The 16,825-nt window shown below is 74.0% G+C and carries 7 protein-coding genes; 4 read left to right on the top strand and 3 right to left on the bottom strand.

Translation table 11 applies throughout. The annotated features are described in order from the left end of the window. Window positions 1–87 precede the first annotated feature (87 nt). Window positions 88–231 (bottom strand): hypothetical protein, encoded by a 144-nt coding sequence (locus AQI95_RS47885; protein ID WP_167361924.1) that lies wholly within the window; start codon window positions 229–231, stop codon window positions 88–90. Window positions 232–453: 222 nt separating this feature from the next. On the opposite strand from AQI95_RS47885, the gene AQI95_RS04965 reads away from it, so the two are divergent. After that, a complete protein-coding gene (locus tag AQI95_RS04965) occupies window positions 454–915 on the top strand; it encodes a pyridoxamine 5'-phosphate oxidase family protein (protein WP_067117909.1) in 462 nt (153 codons plus the stop codon). Window positions 916–1,276: 361 nt separating this feature from the next. Next, entirely contained in the window at window positions 1,277–1,528 is a 252-nt protein-coding gene (locus AQI95_RS04960; protein WP_067117906.1) for a hypothetical protein, read from the top strand. Window positions 1,529–1,635: 107 nt separating this feature from the next. Here AQI95_RS04960 and AQI95_RS04955 read toward each other — a convergent pair whose 3' ends face one another. Further along, on the bottom strand, window positions 1,636–1,938 hold the full coding sequence (locus AQI95_RS04955; protein WP_067117903.1) for a hypothetical protein: 303 nt from the start codon (window positions 1,936–1,938) through the stop codon (window positions 1,636–1,638). Window positions 1,939–2,235: 297 nt separating this feature from the next. On the opposite strand from AQI95_RS04955, the gene AQI95_RS04950 reads away from it, so the two are divergent. Both AQI95_RS04950 and AQI95_RS04945 read left to right on the top strand, forming a co-directional pair. Continuing rightward, window positions 2,236–2,673: a hydrolase CocE/NonD family protein gene (locus AQI95_RS04950; RefSeq protein WP_067117900.1), complete on the top strand. Its 438-nt coding sequence runs from the start codon at window positions 2,236–2,238 to the stop codon at window positions 2,671–2,673. 674 nt (window positions 2,674–3,347) lie between these two features. Next, entirely contained in the window at window positions 3,348–6,134 is a 2,787-nt protein-coding gene (locus tag AQI95_RS04945) for an AAA family ATPase (RefSeq protein WP_079071053.1), read from the top strand. A 184-nt stretch (window positions 6,135–6,318) separates the two neighbouring features. On the opposite strand, the gene AQI95_RS04940 is transcribed toward AQI95_RS04945, so the two are convergent. Next, a complete protein-coding gene (locus AQI95_RS04940; RefSeq protein WP_067117897.1) occupies window positions 6,319–16,824 on the bottom strand; it encodes a type I polyketide synthase in 10,506 nt (3,501 codons plus the stop codon). Between the last annotated feature and the right edge of the window lies 1 nt (window position 16,825).

Here is a 16,825-nt window from a genome sequence, read left to right as displayed (position 1 = left end):
TCATCGGCGTTGTGTCGCCGTCTTGTAACAGCCGAGCGCTCCTGCGCAGTCGTCAGCCCATGGAGGGTGAGGCGACGTATCGGACGATCAAGTGCCTGGGTCGTTCGCGTCGGGGGCGTCCGGCTCCGTCCGGGGTGCCGGGGACGGGGGGAACAGGAGATCCTCGTACAAGTCCAGGGCGAACAAGAGGAGCAACAGCATCACCGGCACGAGCAGGGCTAGCACAACCATGATGCCTCCCGGCACAACAGTGACCACGGGAACGGCAACGGCAATCGGTCCGCTACCAGCTTGAGCCGAATGGGGGTAAACGGCACGTCGAGCCGACGAGGGTGTAGGCCGCTCGGGTGACTCCGCCGCCCCCGGTGCCACGGGCCGAGGGGTGCATGGGTCCGTGGACGTAGGTCTCACGCCTCATGCGCACTTCGATCATGCTGGCTAGCGTCGGCGCTCATGGAGAACACCGGGATGGACCGTCGTACGGCGGGGGAACGCAGGCGCGACACGCTGGAGCGGCTTGTTGCCGAGAGGGACATATGGGTGGCGACAGCTCACCCTGATCATGGGCCGCATCAGGTGCCCCTGTGGTTCTTGTGGGACGGGCGAGCGGTGTGGATGTGCACCGGTGCCGGCTCCGCGACCGCACGGAACGTCCGCGCGGAGCCGCGCGTGCACCTGGGGCTGCCGGACACCGCCGATGTGGTGCTGCTCCACGGTGAGGCGGAGTGCTTCCCGGACGACGAGGTGCCCGGCGAAGCGGCGGAAGCCTTCTGCGGCAAGTTCGGGTGGGACCCGCGCGCGGAGGAGGGTGCCTTCCTGTACATCCGTGTGGTGCCGCGGACGGTGCGCGCCTGGCGCGGAGAGCCGGAACTGCGGGGCAGGGTCGTCATGCGCGACGGAGCATGGCGGGAGTAGCGGCCTGACCCCGCACTCTCCTCCGACACCGCCCTAGCCGACTCCGCTGCCTCTGCCTCTGCCTCTGCCTCTGCCGGTGATTCCGCCGCTGCTTCCCCGCTTGCAGGACGCCGCGACGTGTGCCCCGGTGCGCGCGGCGGCACATCGGGACCGGTCCCGTGCGGCCGGTCCTACCGTGACGCCTGCTCCGGCCGGTCCGGACCGGCGCCTGAACAGGCGATGCGGGGCGGGCGAGGAACGATGGCCATGGACGAGGGCGTGCACTTCCCGGAGTACCGGGCTCCAGCGGGTTGCATGGGCGGGCTGGCCGTGGGTGGCGCGGCCGGAGGTCGCCGAGAAGGTCGCCAGGACGCGGCGCCGCATGAACCGGCAGCGCGGGATCGTGGCCGGGGTGGCGGTCGGGGCCTGTGTGATGGTGGTCGGACTCGTGTTGTTCCTCCTCCTGGTGCTCACGGGGGTTGTCGACGACACCGGGGCGGACGCACTGCCGCTGGCAGCCATGGGGTTCGTGGTCGTGGGCGCGGTCGTGGGCGCCGTAGTCGGCCGTCGGCTGGCGGGACGGGACGATCGGCCCGCCCCCGCGCAGAGGCGTCGCAAGGGCCTGCACGAATGAACGCCGGGCGATGAACGCCAGATGCGGGCGAGGGGCGGGCCGCAGACCGGCTCGCCCTTCCTGAGCCGCCCGCTCTCCCCGGTACCGGCCGCGCTCCCTCGAACCGGCTACTTCTTCGGGAAGAAGTCGAGTACGGCGTGCCCGTCGCGGACTTCTGTCGCCCGGAAGCTCAGCCCGTTCAGGCTGCCGGTGCCACCCTCGCTCACCGACGTCGACAGGAACACGCCGCTGCCCGAGGCCTGCACGACGACCGAGTGGGCCGTGACACTCGTGACCTCCAGCGAACCCACGCCGAACCGGCCCTCGACCGGGATGCGCGTCGGTTCCTTCGTCACGAGGATCTGGCAGCGCCCGTCGAGACAGGCACGGACCTCGGTGCCGTCGGCGGCTCGCCCGGCATCGGATGCCACGGCGGGCGACGAAGCAGCGGACGACGGCGGTGACTTGGCCCCGTCCGCCGAGACAGCGCCCCCTGCCCCGGCCCCACAGGCCGCGAGAGCCACCGTCATGCCCGATGCCACTACGGCCACGACGCTCCGAGACGCATCGATCCTCATCGCTCCGCCCCTCACCACGCATCCCGCGCCCGCACGCACCGCGCGGACCGCTCACGGTCTTTGCGTTCCACGGCGTTTCTACGGCCACACCGCGGGACGGGTCCCGAACACAGAGCCGACGCGACACTGTCCGTGTGCCCCTGCGCTCGCATGGTGCGGTGGCTGACCGCGGCATCGGAGGTTCCCGAACTGAAGGCGATCGCGCCCGCGGTGGCGTCGGCGCTGCGCATCGGCGGCTGGTACGACCTGTTCATCGGTCAGACGCTGTGCGCCTACGGCGAGATGAAGGCACGGGCCGGCTCGGCGGAGGCACGCGCGGGCCGGCATCTGATCATCTGGCCGTGGAGCCACGATCCCAGCGGGTTCCTCGGCCACTTCCCCGACCGGGACTTCGGCGCCCTGGCCGGCTTGGACGCCGCGTCGCCGACCGAACCGCATCTCGCCTTCTTCGACCGCTGGCTGAAGGGCCGTCAGGACGCCCTGGACGGCCGTAGGCTGGTCCGCTTGTTCGTCATGGAGATCGACCGGTGGCGGGACGAGCCGGACAGCCACGTTGCCCGAACGGGCAGCGGAAGCGCTTGCCCGTGACCGAAGTCACGATTCTCCGTGCCCGGTTCCTTTCCTTAACCGTCCGGTAAATCAAAGGACCGTAAAAGGACGTCCCGCCGGACCATGCGAAGAGTAGGCAAGTGGTAGCAGAAGATGGCAGTTGACAACGTTGGCCTAGACAGATAGCGTTTCTTTCTGCTATGGGCCCCTAACTTGATTTGGCACTCGACCAACAAAGCGCCGGACAGCCAAAACAAAGTCAGCCAGAAATTGACCGAAAACATTCGGTCCGGGGAATTCGGACCACCTGCGGTTGCATCGACAGCGAGCATCGGCAGGGCATTGCGACGAGCAGCGGAACTCCCTCGGCAGGTACGCGACAAAACAGGGGCGACAGGATGCGACGCGTCTTTCGCGGTGCAGTTGGATACACCGGCAGACAGGCGGAAGGCGTTCGGGACGCCGGCATGGCGGTGCGGTGACACACCCTCGCCCGGGCCACGCTCGGACAGCAGGCCTGACCAGCCGGTTCCATCTCTGTTTCACATCCCGTCAGGAGCCGTTCGCCAGGCCCGGGAAAAGTCGGGCGCGCCGCCTTTGCGGCCGTGCCGTCGCCCTTACAAACTTTCCACGGACCGTCGCGCGCCACCGCCTCGTGCCGCGGGAAGCAGGGCATGACTTCACTCGGAAAAACAATCTAGGGGGGACTCGCGATGCAACTTTTCGGCCGTTCGAGGGAACTGCAGGTCCTGACCGAATCGTTCACCGACAGCGCGCGGGGGCACGGGCGTCTCGTGATCATCACGGGCGGTCCCGGATCGGGCAAGACTCAGCTGGTGCATGAATTTCTCGCCACTCTGAGCAGCACCGATGCGCGCATACTGACCGGTACGACATGTTCGACGGAGCAGGATCGTCCGATGAGCCTCGTCGGACAATTACTGAGCACCGTCGAGGCGGAGTGCCCGGTGTCACACCACGCCCCGCCCGCATTGAACTCGCAGGCGGAAAACCACCGTTCTCGGGGCTCGGAGGCCCGCGGCGGTCACGGGCCCGCCGGAGACGAGACGGCCGAGGCCCTCCTGCGTCTGGCCGGTGACGAACGTCCGCTCGTCATCGCCGTGGACGACGCCCACGCGATGGATCGGGCCTCCTTCCACACCATCGTCCGCCTGCTGCGCCGCAGTCGCTCCCGGCGGGTGCTCGTGGTGTGCGCCACCGCAGGGCACTTCAGCGACATACACTCGCCCGCGCATACACAGCTGCTGCGCCAGCCGCACCGACGGGTACGGCTGGCGCCGCTGTCCGAGGTGAGCGTCGGCGAACTGCTCACCGCCCAGGCCGGACGCGCCCTGCCGGGCAACATCCGCAGTGCCTACCACCGGGCCACCGCGGGCAACCCCCTCCTGGTGCACGCCCTGTTGGACGACAGCACACGCTTCGGCCCCGAGATCGGCCGGCCCGTCGCCGGTGCCGCCTACCGCCAGGCGGCGCTGTCCCTGCTGCGCCGCAGCGAGGCGGGCCATGTCCGGGTGGCCCGCGTGCTGGCCGCGCTCGGCACCCTGGCGGGGAGCGTCACCGTCGGCGAGCTGACCGGCACCACCGCGGCCGGCACCCAGGAAGCCGTGGACGCCCTCAACTCCTCCGGGCTGCTGGACGGTTACGCCTTCCGGCACCCGACCGCCGCGGCGGCCGTCCTGGAGGACATGGATCCCGTCGCGCGCACCGCGCTGCACGGCCGGATCGCCCACATGCTGTACCGCACCGGCGTACCCGCCGTGGAGGTGGCTCGTCACCTCCACGTCGCGGACCTCGTGCCGGAGGGCTGGGGTGCGGGAATCCTGCGCGCCGCCGCGGAACAGGCGCTGGCGGCGGACGACGTGGAGCGCTGCACCGCCTACCTCGGCCTCGTCCTGCGCGACTGCTCCGACGATCGCGAGCGCCATGCCCTGTCCGCCGCTCTGGCACGCGCGGAGTGGCGCACCAACCCGGCGGCCGCCGGGCCCCATCTGGAACCGCTGCGCAAGCCCGCGCTGGACGGCGCTCTGAGCATGCGGGACACCGCCACCGTCCTGCGCTACATGCTGTGGCGGGGCGACACCGAACTGGCCGCCCAGGCCGTCGCGAGCCTCGTCCACGCGCACTCGTCCACCGACGCCCAGATCGTCGGCGAGGTGGAATTCGTACGGCAGTGGTTCTACGGCGTGGCCCTCCCCGGCAAGGGCGCCCCGGTCGCCGGCTTGGACACGCGCCGCCGCCATGTGCACGCGGCCACCAACGGACTGGCCGCCCGGGTGGCGGCGCTGGTCGGCGGCGCCGCGACCGACGAGTCCGTGGCGGCCGTGGCCCAGGCTCTCCAGGGCCACCAACTCGATCATCTCAATCTGGAGTTGGTCGCGATGTCCCTGCTGGCGATCGCCCACGCGGACCGGCCGGCCCTCGCCGCCGAGGCCTGCGACACCCTGCTGGAGTTCGCCGTGGAGCACCGGGCGACGACCTGGCAGGCCGTGCTCGGCAGCATCCGGGCGGAGATCGCCCTGCTGCAGGGGGACGTGACCACCGCGTCGCAGGGCGCGCTCGCCGCACTCGGCATACTGCGTGCCCAGAGCTGGGGGGTGCTCATCGGCCTGCCGCTGTCGACGGCGATCGCCGCGCACACCGCCATGGGCTCCTACGCCGAGGCCGAGGAACTGCTGGGCCACGACGTGCCCGAGCCGATGTTCCGCACCGTCTTCGGCATCCAGTACCTGCGTGCCCGCGGGCATCACTACCTCGCCACCGACCGGCCCTTCGCCGCGCTCAACGACTTCGAGACCTGCGGGCGGCTGCTGCGGGAAGGCAACCCCAGTCTGCAGAAGGGCATCCCCTGGCGGTCCGACCTGGCCCTGGCCAACCTGCGGATCGGCAAGGCCCGTTCGGCCCGGGAGTGGGCCGAGGAGCAGCTGCGGCTGCCCGGTGGCCACAGCTCCCGCGCCCGCGCGATGGCGCTGCGCCTGCTGGCCGCGACCTGCAAGCCGCACCGGCGGGCCTCGCTGCTGCGCGAGTCGATCGACCTGCTCAAGACGTGCGGGGACCGGTACGCGCTGGCCCAGGCGTACGCCGACCTGTCCGCCGCGCACTACGAACTGGGCGAGTACGCGCGGGCCAGGCTGGTGGCGCGGCAGGCGGCGCAGGAGGCCGAGGCCTGCCGTATCGAGTCGCCGGTCGACGCGCACCTGCTGGAGGACCCGGCGCGGCCCGAGGGCGCCGAGTCCGAGGACGGTCCCGCCATCCTGAGCGACGCGGAGTGCCGGGTCGCGGGGCTGGCCGCGCTCGGATACACCAACCGCGAGATCAGCGGCCGCCTCCACGTCACCATCAGCACGGTGGAGCAGCACCTCACCCGGGTCTACCGCAAGCTGCAGGTGGCCAGTCGTTCGGAGCTGCCGTCGAAGATGCTGGAGCACCGCATACCGAAGCTCTCGGACCGCTGGGCCAGCACCCACTCGTCCGCGGGCTGAGCCGACCGGGCGCCGCGCGCCCACAGCAGGGCATGGGCCCCACCGGTGACACGCCACCGGTGGGGCCCTCGCCGTGTGGCTCGGTCGGCGCACGCGGGGGGGCAGGCGCCTCGGGGTTCCTGGAACCGGGAGGGCCCGGGGCACTGGCGGGTGCCCCGGGCCCTGCCGGCCGTCGCCGGACGCCTCAGCTGAGGCTGCCCAGCTCGCCGTCGAGGATGTCGAAGAGTTCGTCGGCCGTGGCCTTCTCCAAGCCGCCGTCCCCGGCGCGCTCGACCTCGTCGTCCTGCGCCTGCCCGGTTCCGTCCCAGCGTGCGCTCAGGGCACGCAGCCGGGCGGCCACCCGGGCCCGCTGCTCCTCGTCGCACGCGGACGAGTCCAGCGCGGCGCCGAGCATCGCCTCCAGGCGGACCACCTCGGCCTCGACGTCGACGAGGTCCGCGGAGGTGTCCCCGCCCAGTTCCTCGAAGAGATGCCGGGCGAGGGCGTCGGAGGTCGGGTAGTCGAAGGTGAGCGTGGTGGACAGCCGCAGCCCGGTGTCGGCGCTGAGCCGGTTGCGCAGTTCCAGCGCCGCCAGCGAGTCCACGCCCAGGTCGCCCAGGGAGCGCTCGGGGTCGACGGCGCTGCCGGAGCCGTGGCCGAGGACGTCGGCGACATGCCCGCACACCGTCTCCACGAGCAGCCGCAGGGCGTCGGCGCCGCTCAGCCGGGCCAGTCGCTGCGGCAGCGCCTCGGCGGACGCCGGTGCCTCGACGGCGGCGCGGGCGGTGCGTCGTACGGCCGTCGGGGCGAGGCCGCGGACCAGGGCGGGGGCGTCGTCGGTGACCTGGACGCGGACCGGCAGCAGCAGGGCCCGGTCGGCGGCCGGGGTGCCGGCGGCGGTCAGTGCCCGGTCGAACAGGGCCAGTGCCCGGTCGGCGGGCAGCGGCAGGATTCCGTCGCGGGCCAGTCGGCGCAGCTCGGTCTCGCCGAGGCCGGCCGCCATGCCCTCCCCGGTGTCCCACAGTCCCCAGCCGAGCGACAGGGCCGGCAGTCCCTCGGTGCGGCGCAGCGCGGCCAGGGCGTCCAGGAAGGCGTTCCCGGCGGCGTAGTTGGCCTGGCCCGCCGCGCCCAGGGTGCCGGCGGCGGAGGAGAACAGGACGAACGCGGCGAGGTCGAGATCGCGCGTCAGCTCGTGCAGATGCCAGGCCGCGTCGGCCTTGGGCCGCATGACCGCCTCCAGCCGCTCCGGGGTGAGGTCGGTGAGCAGCCCGTCGTCCAGGACACCCGCGGCGTGCACCACGGCGGTCAGCGGGTGCTCGGCCGGCACGGACGCGAGCAGTGCGCCGAGCGCGGCCCGGTCGGTGACGTCGCAGGCGGCCACGGTCACGGTCGCGCCCAGGGCGGTCAGGTCGTCCAGGGCGCCGGGCTCGGGCAGACGTCCACCGCGGCCGGCCAGCAGCAGCCGGCGTACGCCGTGCCGGGTGACCAGGTGCCGGGCGAGCAGCCGGCCGAGGCTGCCGGTGCCGCCGGTGACGAGGACGGTGCCCTCCGGGTCCAGGGCGGGCGCCGCGCCCACCTCCTGTTCGCCGGTCCTGGCCAGTTCCGGTACGTGCACCGTGCCCGCCCGCAGGGCGAGTTCGGGTGCGCCACCGGCGACGGCGGCCGGCAGGGCGGCCACCGAGGCGGGGTCGTCGTCGGTGTCGACCAGCACGAACCGGCCGGGGTGCTCGACGGCGGCCGCCCGCACCATGCCCCAGATCACGGCCTGCGCCGGGTCGGGGGCACCCTCGGCGTCGACGGTGACGGCGGACCGGGTCAGGACCACCAGCGGCCGGCCGTCCGAGGCGTCGGCGACGTGCTCGCGCAGTGCGGCGAGGGCCTGTACGGCGGTCTCACGGGCCAGCACCGGCAGCTCGGCACCGCAAGCCCGGTCCACGGCGAAGGTGCGGGGTTCGGGCGCGGCGCCGTCGGCGGTGACCGCCAGCTCGGTCCACCGCAGCCGGTACAGGTCACCGGGTGCGGGGGTGCCGGCGTTCAGCTGCTCGGCGGTCACCTGGCGGATGCGCAGCGAGGTGACCTCGGCCACGGGTGCCCCGGCGCCGTCGTACAGGCGCAGGGTCATGTGGTCGGTGCCGTGCGGGGTCAGGCGCAGCCGGACCGCCGTGGCGCCGGCGGCATACAGGGTGACGCCCTCCCAGGAGAACGGCAGGGTCATCACGGTCGGGTCCTGGCCGTCGAGCAGGTCGATGGCGTGCAGCGTGGAGTCGAGCAGTGCCGGGTGCAGTCCGAAGCCGGCGGCCGCGTCGGCGTCGGGCAGGGCCAGTTCGGCGCAGACCTCCTCGCCGAGCCGCCACGCGCCGCGCAGGCAGCGGAACAACGGGCCGTAGTGGTAGCCCTGTTCGGCCAGGTGGTCGTAGGTGCCGGTGACGTCGACGGGTACGGCTCCGGCGGGTGGCCAGGCGGTCTCGGCGGCCGGTTCGGGTGTGCTGCGCGGGGCGAGGACGCCGGTGGCGTGCCGGGTCCACTCGCCGTCCGTGCCCTCCGGGCGGGCGTGCACGGTCAGCTGCCGGCGGCCGTCGGCGTCGGGGGCCGCGGCGGCCACCTGGAGGTGGACGGCGCCGTGCTCGGGCAGGACCAGGGGCCGTTCCAGGGTGAGTTCCTCCACCTGCGGGCAGTGGGTGCGGTCACCGGCCTGGACGGCCAGTTCGACGAAGGCGCTGCCGGGGACGAGGACCACGCCCGCCACGGCGTGGTCGGCGAGCCACGGATGGGTGGCCAGGGACAGCCGCCCGGTCAGGGCCACCCGGTCGTCGCCGGCCAGCTCCAGGGCGGCGCCCAGCATCGGATGTCCGGCCGGTTCCTGGCCCAGCCCGACGGCGTCGGTGGCCGTGCCGGGTTCGTCGTCCAGCCACAGCCGCTGCCGTTGGAAGGCGTAGGTCGGCAGGTCGGCGCGGCGGGCATCGGTGCCGGCGAAGAGCCGCTCCCAGTCGACGCCCGGACCGCGCACATGGGCGGTGCCGAGCAGGGTCGCGAACGTCTGCTGCTCGTCGCGGTCGCGGCGCAGGGCGGGGACGAACGCGGACTGCTCGGCGTCCACGACGGCGTGTGCGCCCATGGCGGACAGGACGGCGTCGGGGCCGAGTTCGAGGAAGGTGCGTACTCCGTCGGCCTCCAGCGTGCGGACGCCGTCGCCGAAGCGGACCGCCTCGCGCACGTGCCGTACCCAGTACGCGGGGTCGCACAGCTCGTCCTCGCCGGCGCGCGCTCCGGTCACGTTGGAGACGACCGGCAGGCGGGGCGGTGCGTACCGCAGTTCGCGGGCGGTCTTCTCGAACTCCGCCAGCATCGGGTCCATCAGCGGGGAGTGGAAGGCGTGGCTGACCCGGAGCCGCTTGGTGCGGCGGCCGGAGAAGGCCTCGGCCACCGCCCGCACGGCGGCCTCGGTGCCGGAGACGACGACGGCGCGGGGGCCGTTGACGGCGGCGAGGGACACCTCGGGCGTGAGGTGCGGGAGCACCTCGTCCTCGGTGGCGTCGACGGCGAGCATCGCGCCCCCGGCGGGCAGCCCCTGCATCAGCCGGCCACGCGCGGCGACCAGCCGGGCGGCGTCCGCGAGGTCCCAGACCCCGGCGACGTGCGCGGCGGTCAGTTCGCCGATGGAGTGGCCGGCCAGCCAGTCCGGGCGGACGCCGTGGGACTCCAGCAGCCGGTGGAGGGCCACTTCCACGGCGAACAGCGCGCTCTGCGTGTACTGGGTGTGGTCGAGCAGCTCGGCTTCCTCCGTGCCGGGCTCGGCCCACATCACGTGCCGCAGCGGGCGGTCGAGGTGGGCGTCGAGCGCCTGGCAGACCTCGTCCAGCGCCTGCCGGAAGGCCAGGTGGGCGGCGTACAGGTCGCGTCCCATGCCGAGGCGCTGGGCGCCCTGGCCGGTGAAGAGGAAGGCGGTCCTGCCCGCCGCGGGCCGGCCCCGTACGACGGTGTCGGTGGCGGTGCCGTCGGCCAGCGCCGTGAGTCCGGTGAGGAGTTCGTCCCGGTCGCGGGCGACGACTGCGCCCCGGTGGGTGAGGGCGGCGCGGCTCGTGGCCAGGGCGCGGGCGAGGTCGGGCAGCGGCTGGTCGGCCACCTCGCGCAACCGGGTGGCCTGGGCGGCCAGGGCCTCGGGGGTGGCGCCGGAGAGCACGAGCGGCAGCAGCGGGGCCGGTGCCGCTTCCGCGTCGGCCACGGGCTCCTGCGCCGGTGCCTCCTCGATGATCGTGTGCACGTTGGTGCCGCTGATGCCGAAGGACGACACACCGGCGCGGCGCGGGCGGTGCGTCGCCGGCCAGGTCCGCTCCTCGGTCAGCAGGCGCACGCTTCCGGCGTCCCAGTCGACCTTCGTGGACGGCGCGTCCACGTGGAGGGTCCTCGGCAGCACGTCGTGGTGCATGGCCATCACCATCTTGATGACGCCCGCGACACCGGCGGCGGCCTGCGTGTGGCCGATGTTGGACTTGATCGAGCCCAGCCACAGCGGCTCGGCGCGGTCCTGGCCGTAGGTGGCCAGCAGCGCCTGCGCCTCGATCGGGTCGCCCAGCGTGGTACCCGTGCCGTGCGCCTCGACCGCGTCCACGTCGGCGGCCTCCAGGCGTGCGGCCGCCAGCGCCTGCCGGATCACCCGCTGCTGCGAGGGCCCGTTCGGCGCCGTCAGCCCGTTGGAGGCACCGTCCTGGTTGACGGCGGAGCCGCGGACGATCGCCAGTACCGGATGACCGTTGGCCCGCGCGTCCGACAGCCGCTCCAGGACGAGCATGCCGGCGCCCTCGGACAGGGCGGTGCCGTCCGCGCCGTCGGCGAACGACTTGGCGTGGCCGTCGGCGGCGAGGTTGCGCTGCCTGCTGAAGTCCACGAACGTGTCGACGGTCGACATCACCGACACACCGCCGGCGAGCGCCAGTCCGCACTCGCCCTGGCGCAGCGCCTGCGCGGCGAGGTGCAGGGCCACCAGGGAGGACGAGCAGGCGGTGTCGACGGTGAGGGTCGGGCCTTCCAGACCGAGGGCGTAGGCGACCCGGCCGGAGGCCACGCTGCCGAGGCTGCCGTTGCCGAGGTAGTCGCGCACGGACTCGGGCACGTGCTGCAACCGGCTGCCGTAGTCGTGGTACATGATGCCCGCGAAGACACCGGTACGGCTGCCGCGCACGGCGTGCGGGTCGATGCCGGCCCGCTCCAGCGCCTCCCAGGACGTCTCCAGCAGCAGCCGCTGCTGCGGGTCCATGGCGAGGGCCTCGCGCGGGCCGATGCCGAAGAAGTCGGGGTCGAAGTCGGCGGCGTCGTAAAGGAATCCGCCCTCCCGGGTGCTGCAGTGACCGGCCTTGCCCGGCTCGGGGTCGTACAGGCCCTCCAGGTCCCAGCCGCGGTCGGCGGGGAAGGCGCCCATGCCGTCGCCGCCGTCGGCGAGGAGCCGCCACAGGTCCTCGGGGGTGCTGACGCCGCCGGGGTAGCGGCAGGCCATGGCGACGATGGCGACCGGCTCGTCCTCGCCGGGTCCCGGTGCGGGGGCCTCGACCGTGGGCTCGGCTTGTTCGCCGACGAGTTCCTTCCTCAGGTGGCCCACCAGCGCATCCGCGTCGGGGTAGTCGAAGACGAGGGTGGCGGGCAGGCGCAGGCCGACGGCGTTGCCGAGGCGGTTGCGCAGTTCCACGGCAGTCAGCGAGTCGAAGCCGGACTCGCGGAAGGAGCGGCGCGGATCGAGGGTCATGTCGCTGCCGTGCCCGAGCACGGCGGCCACGTGCGTGCGGACCAACTCCATGAGGGCGGCGTCGCGTTCGGCGGGGCCGAGCGCGGCCAGCCGGTCGGCGAGGGAGGCCGAGTCGTCGCGGGATGCGGCCGTGCGGCGGACACGCGCGGGCACCAGGCCGCGCAGGACGGCCGGGACGTCGTCGGCGCGGCGCAGGACGGCCAGGTCCAGGCCGACCGGGAGCAGCAGCGGCTCGTCGGTGGCCAGGGCGGCGTCGAGCAGGCGCAGGCCCTCCTCGGTGGGTATGGGGCGCACTCCGGCGCGCGCCATGCGTTCCACGTCGGCGTCGGTGAGGTGGGCGGTCAGGCCCGTGCGCTGCTCCCAGAAGCCCCAGGCCAGCGAGTGCGCGGGCAGACCGTGGTGCCTGCGGTGGGCGGCGAGGGCGTCGAGGAAGGCGTTGGCGGCGGCGTAGCCGGACTGCCCGGCGCCGTCGACCGTGCCGGCGGCGGAGGAGAACAGGACGAACGCGGCGAGGCCGAGGTCGCGCGTCAGCTCGTGCAGATGCCAGGCCGCGTCGGCCTTCGGGCGCAGGACGGCGTCGAGGCGCTCGGGCGTCTGGTCGGTCACCAGTCCGTCGTCGAGGACGCCGGCGAGGTGGACGACGGCCGTCAGCGGGTGCGCTGCCGGCATCTCGCCCAGGAGACGGACGAGTTGCTCGCGGTCGGCGGCGTCGCAGCGGGCCACGACGATCTCCGCGTCGACGTCGGCGAAGTCGTCGGCGGCGGTGCCGCTGCGCCCGGCCAGCACCAGTCGGCGCACTCCGTGCTCGGCGACGAGGTGCCGGGCGACCAGGGCGCCGAGGACGCCGGTGCCGCCGGTGATCAGCACGGTGCCGTCCGGGTCGAGGGTCGGCGTCTGCCCCTGCGGGCCGGAGCGGGCCAGCCGGGGCACATGCGCGGTGCCGTCGCGCAGGGCGAGTTGGGGCTCGCCGCTCGCCGCGGCGGCGGCCACGGCTCCGGGCACGTCGCCGTCGCGGGAGTCCACGAGCACGAACCGCCCGGGGTGCTCGCCCTGTGCGGCCCGGACCAGGCCCCACACGGCGGCGCCCGCCAGATCGGTGACGTCCTCCTCCCCCACGGCCACGGCACCCTGGGTGAGCACCAGCAGCCGTGCCGTTCGGGTGCGTTCGTCGGCCAGCCAGTCCTGTACGGCGGCGAGCACGTGCTCGGTCGCGCGGCGGGCGCCGGTGACCGGGTCGTCGCCACCGGCCGTCAGCACCGTCCACGCGGGCACGGTGTCCAGCGCGGTCGGGCGCTGCCCGTCCAGGACGCCGTACTCGGGCGCGGCGGCCTCGGGCACGGGCAGCGCCGGCCAGTCGAGGCGGTACAGGTCGTCCGCGGGGGCGGCCGACGTGAGCGCGGCCGGGTCGACCGGTCGGGAGACCAGGGCTTCGACCTCGGCGACCGGGGCGCCGGTGGGGTCGGCGAGCTGGACGGTGAGCGTGTCCGTGCCGTGCAGCCGGACCCGCAGGGCGGTGGCCCCGGCCGCGTACAGCGAGACCCCGGTCCAGGCGAAGGGCAGCCGGGCGCCGTCCTGGCCGGCGGAGCCGTCGGAGCCGAGGCCGTCGGCGTGCAGGGCGGCGTCGAACAGGGCCGGGTGCAGGGCGAAGGCGTCGGCCTCGCCGGGCAGTTCGACCTCGGCGAAGGTCTCGTCGCCGCGCCGCCAGGCCGCGCGCAGTCCCTGGAAGGCCGGCCCGTAGTCGTAGCCGAGGCCGGCGAGCCGGGCGTAGGCGTCGTCGACCGGTACCGGCTCGGCGCCCTGGGGCGGCCAGGCGGTGAGGTCGAAGGCGGGCGCGGCGGTCTGCGGGGCGAGCAGGCCGCCGGCGTGCTGGATCCAGGCGGTGCCGTCGGCGCCCTCGGGGCGGGAGTGGACGGTCAGCGTCCGGTACCCGGTGTCGTCGGCGGCGGTCACGTGCAGCTGCAGCTGGAGGGCGCCTCGCTCGGGCAGCACCAGCGGTGCCTGGAGGGTGAGTTCGGCGAGGTGTCCGCAGCCGAGGTCGTGACCGGCGCCGAGCGCCAGCTCGACGAGGGCGGTGCCGGGCAGCAGGGTGGTGCCGGACACGGCGTGGTCGGCCAGCCAGGGGGTGGTGGCGGTGGAGAGGCGGCCGGTGAACAGGGTGCCGCCCTCGGCGACCGGGACGGCCGCGCCCAGCAGCGGGTGGCCGGTCCTCTGGAGTCCGGCGGCGGTGACGTCGCCGGTGCCGGCGGAGCGGCCGAGCCAGTACCGCTCGCGTTGGAAGGCGTACGTGGGCAGGTCGGCGGAGCGCACCGGGAGGCCGTCGAACACGGCAGACCAGTCGACGGGCACGCCGGCGACGAAGGCTTCGCCGAGGGCGGCCAGGACGCGCTCGGGGCCGCCGTTGTCGCGCTGCAGGGAGCCGAGGCCGGTGATGTCGGCGCCGGTGGAGTCGGCGGTCTCCGCGATGCTGTGCAGCAGCACCGGGTGCGGGCTGCACTCGACGAACACGCCGTACCCGGCGTCGAGCAGTGTGCGTGTGGTCGGCTCGAACAGCACGCTCTGCCGCAGGTTGGTGTACCAGTAGTCGGCGTCCAGGCCGGTGGTGTCGATCCGGGCGCCGGTGACGGTGGAGTAGAACGGCACCTCGGCGGGCCGGGCCTGAACGCCCGCCAGATCGGCGAGCAGCTGTTCCCGGATCGACTCGACGTGCGCGGAGTGCGAGGCGTAGTCCACGGGGAGCCGCTTGGCGCGGTCGCCGCCGGCCACGATCGTCTCGCGCAGTTCGTCCAGGGCGTCGGCGTCGCCGGACAGCACCACGGAGGCGGCGCCGTTCACGGCGGCCACCGAGACGCGGCCGTCGTGGCGGGCGACGAGTTCACGCACCCGGGCCTCGGGCAGGGCCACCGACATCATGCCGCCGCGGCCGGAGAGTTCGCGGGCGATGGCCCGGCTGCGCAGGGCCACGATGCGGGCTCCGTCGGCCAGGGAGAGCGCGCCTGCCACACAGGCCGCGGCGATCTCGCCCTGGGAGTGGCCGATCACGGCCGCGGGCCGGACCCCGTGGGCCCGCCACACCTCGGCGAGGGACACCATGATCGCCCACAGCACCGGCTGGACGACGTCCACCCGTTCCAGCGGCTGCCGCGCCCGCACGGTCTCGATGAGGTCCCAGTCGGTGACGGGGGCGAGGGCCGCGGCGCAGTCGGCCATGGTGGCGGCGAACACCGGTGAGGTGTCGAGCAGGTCGGCGGCCATGCCGGCCCACTGGGAGCCCTGGCCGGGGAAGACGAAGGCGATGCGGGACTCCCCCGCCGGCCTGCCGCGCACCACGTTCGGCGCGCTCTCGCCGTCGGCGAGCGCGGTCAGGCCCGCGGTGAGGGCGGTCAGGTCGGCGGCGGTGACGACGGCCCGCTCGGCCAGTGCGGCGCGCCCGGTGGCGAGGGTGTGGGCGACGTCCGGGACGGGGTCGGTGCCGGTGGTGAGGTGGTCGAGGAGCAGGCGGGCCTGGGCGGCGAGGCCCTGCTCGCCCTTGCCGGAGAGGACCAGTGGGAGCGGGCCGGTCCAGGCGGGCTGCTCGGCGCGGGCCTCGGGCTCGGGGGCGGCCTCGACGATGACGTGGGCGTTGGTGCCGCTGATGCCGAAGGAGGACACGGCCGCGCGGCGGGGCTCGCCGTCCGCCGTGGGCCAGTCGCGGGCTTCGTCGAGCAGTTCGACGGCGCCCGCCTCCCAGTCGACCTGGGAGGTGGGCCGGTCGGCGTGGAGGGTCCTGGGCAGTCGGCCGTGGCGCATGGCCATGACCATCTTGATGACGCCGGCGACTCCGGCGGCGGCCTGGGTGTGGCCGATGTTGGACTTGATCGAGCCCAGCCACAGCGGCTCGGCGCGGTCCTGGCCGTAGGTGGCCAGCAGCGCCTGCGCCTCGATCGGGTCGCCCAGCGGAGTGCCGGTGCCGTGGGCCTCGACGGCGTGCACCTGACGGGGTTCCAGGCGGGCGTTGGCGAGGGCCGCGCGGATGACGCGCTGCTGGGAGGGGCCGTTGGGGGCGGTGAGACCGTTGGAGGCGCCGTCCTGGTTGACGGCGGTGCCGCGCACCACGGCCAGCACGCGGTGTCCGTTGCGCCGGGCGTCGGAGAGCCGTTCCAGCAGGAGCAGGCCGGCGCCCTCGCCCCAGCCGGTGCCGTCCGCGCCCTCGGCGAAGGACTTGCAGCGGCCGTCCTCGGCGAGGCCGCGCTGCCGGGAGAAGTCGATGAAGGTGTCGGGCGTGGACATCACCGTCACGCCGCCCGCGAGAGCCAGGCCGCACTCGCCGGTCCGCAGCGCCTGCACGGCGAGGTGCAGGGCGACGAGCGAGGAGGAGCAGGCGGTGTCGACGGTGACGGCGGGCCCTTCCAGGCCGAGGATGTAGGAGACGCGTCCGGAGGCGACGCTGCCGAGGTTGCCGTTGCCGAGGTAGCCCTCGACGCCTTCGGGCACGTCGGTGAGCCAGCTGCCGTAGTCGTGGTACATGACGCCGGCGTAGATGCCGGTGCGGCTTCCCTTGAGGGTGTGCGGGTCGATCCCGGCGCGTTCGAACGCCTCCCAGGCGGTCTCCAGCAGCAGCCGCTGCTGCGGGTCCATGGCGATGGCCTCGCGCGGGCTGATGCCGAAGAAGCCGGGGTCGAACTGCGGGGCGTCGTACAGGAACCCGCCCTCGCGCACATGGGTCTTGCCGGGGGCCTCGGGGTCGGGGTCGTAGACGCCCTCGACGTCCCAGCCGCGGTTCGCGGGGAAGTCGCCCACGGCGTCGGTGCCGGTGTCGACCAGCTGCCACAGCTGCTCGGGCGTGCTGACGCCGCCGGGGTAGCGGCAGCTCATCGCGACGATCGCGACGGGTTCCTGCGCCGCCTCGGCGATCTGGGCGTTCTGCTGGCGCAGCCGCTCGTTCTCGAGCAATGACTCGCGCAGCGCCTCGACGATCTGCTCGACGGATGTGTCCACG

This window comes from Streptomyces yokosukanensis (genome assembly GCF_001514035.1).
In the GTDB taxonomy this organism is placed as follows: Bacteria; Actinomycetota; Actinomycetes; order Streptomycetales; family Streptomycetaceae; genus Streptomyces; species Streptomyces yokosukanensis.
This window is presented reverse-complemented; position numbering and strand designations above follow the sequence as displayed.

Coding starts and splice junctions, on each gene's coding strand:
- AQI95_RS04965 (WP_067117909.1), top strand. CDS start 454: ATGGAGAACACCGGGATGGACCGTCGTACGGCGGGGGAACGCAGGCGC.
- AQI95_RS04945 (WP_079071053.1), top strand. CDS start 3,348: ATGCAACTTTTCGGCCGTTCGAGGGAACTGCAGGTCCTGACCGAATCG.
- AQI95_RS47885 (WP_167361924.1), bottom strand. CDS start 231: ATGGTTGTGCTAGCCCTGCTCGTGCCGGTGATGCTGTTGCTCCTCTTG.
- AQI95_RS04950 (WP_067117900.1), top strand. CDS start 2,236: ATGGTGCGGTGGCTGACCGCGGCATCGGAGGTTCCCGAACTGAAGGCG.
- AQI95_RS04960 (WP_067117906.1), top strand. CDS start 1,277: ATGAACCGGCAGCGCGGGATCGTGGCCGGGGTGGCGGTCGGGGCCTGT.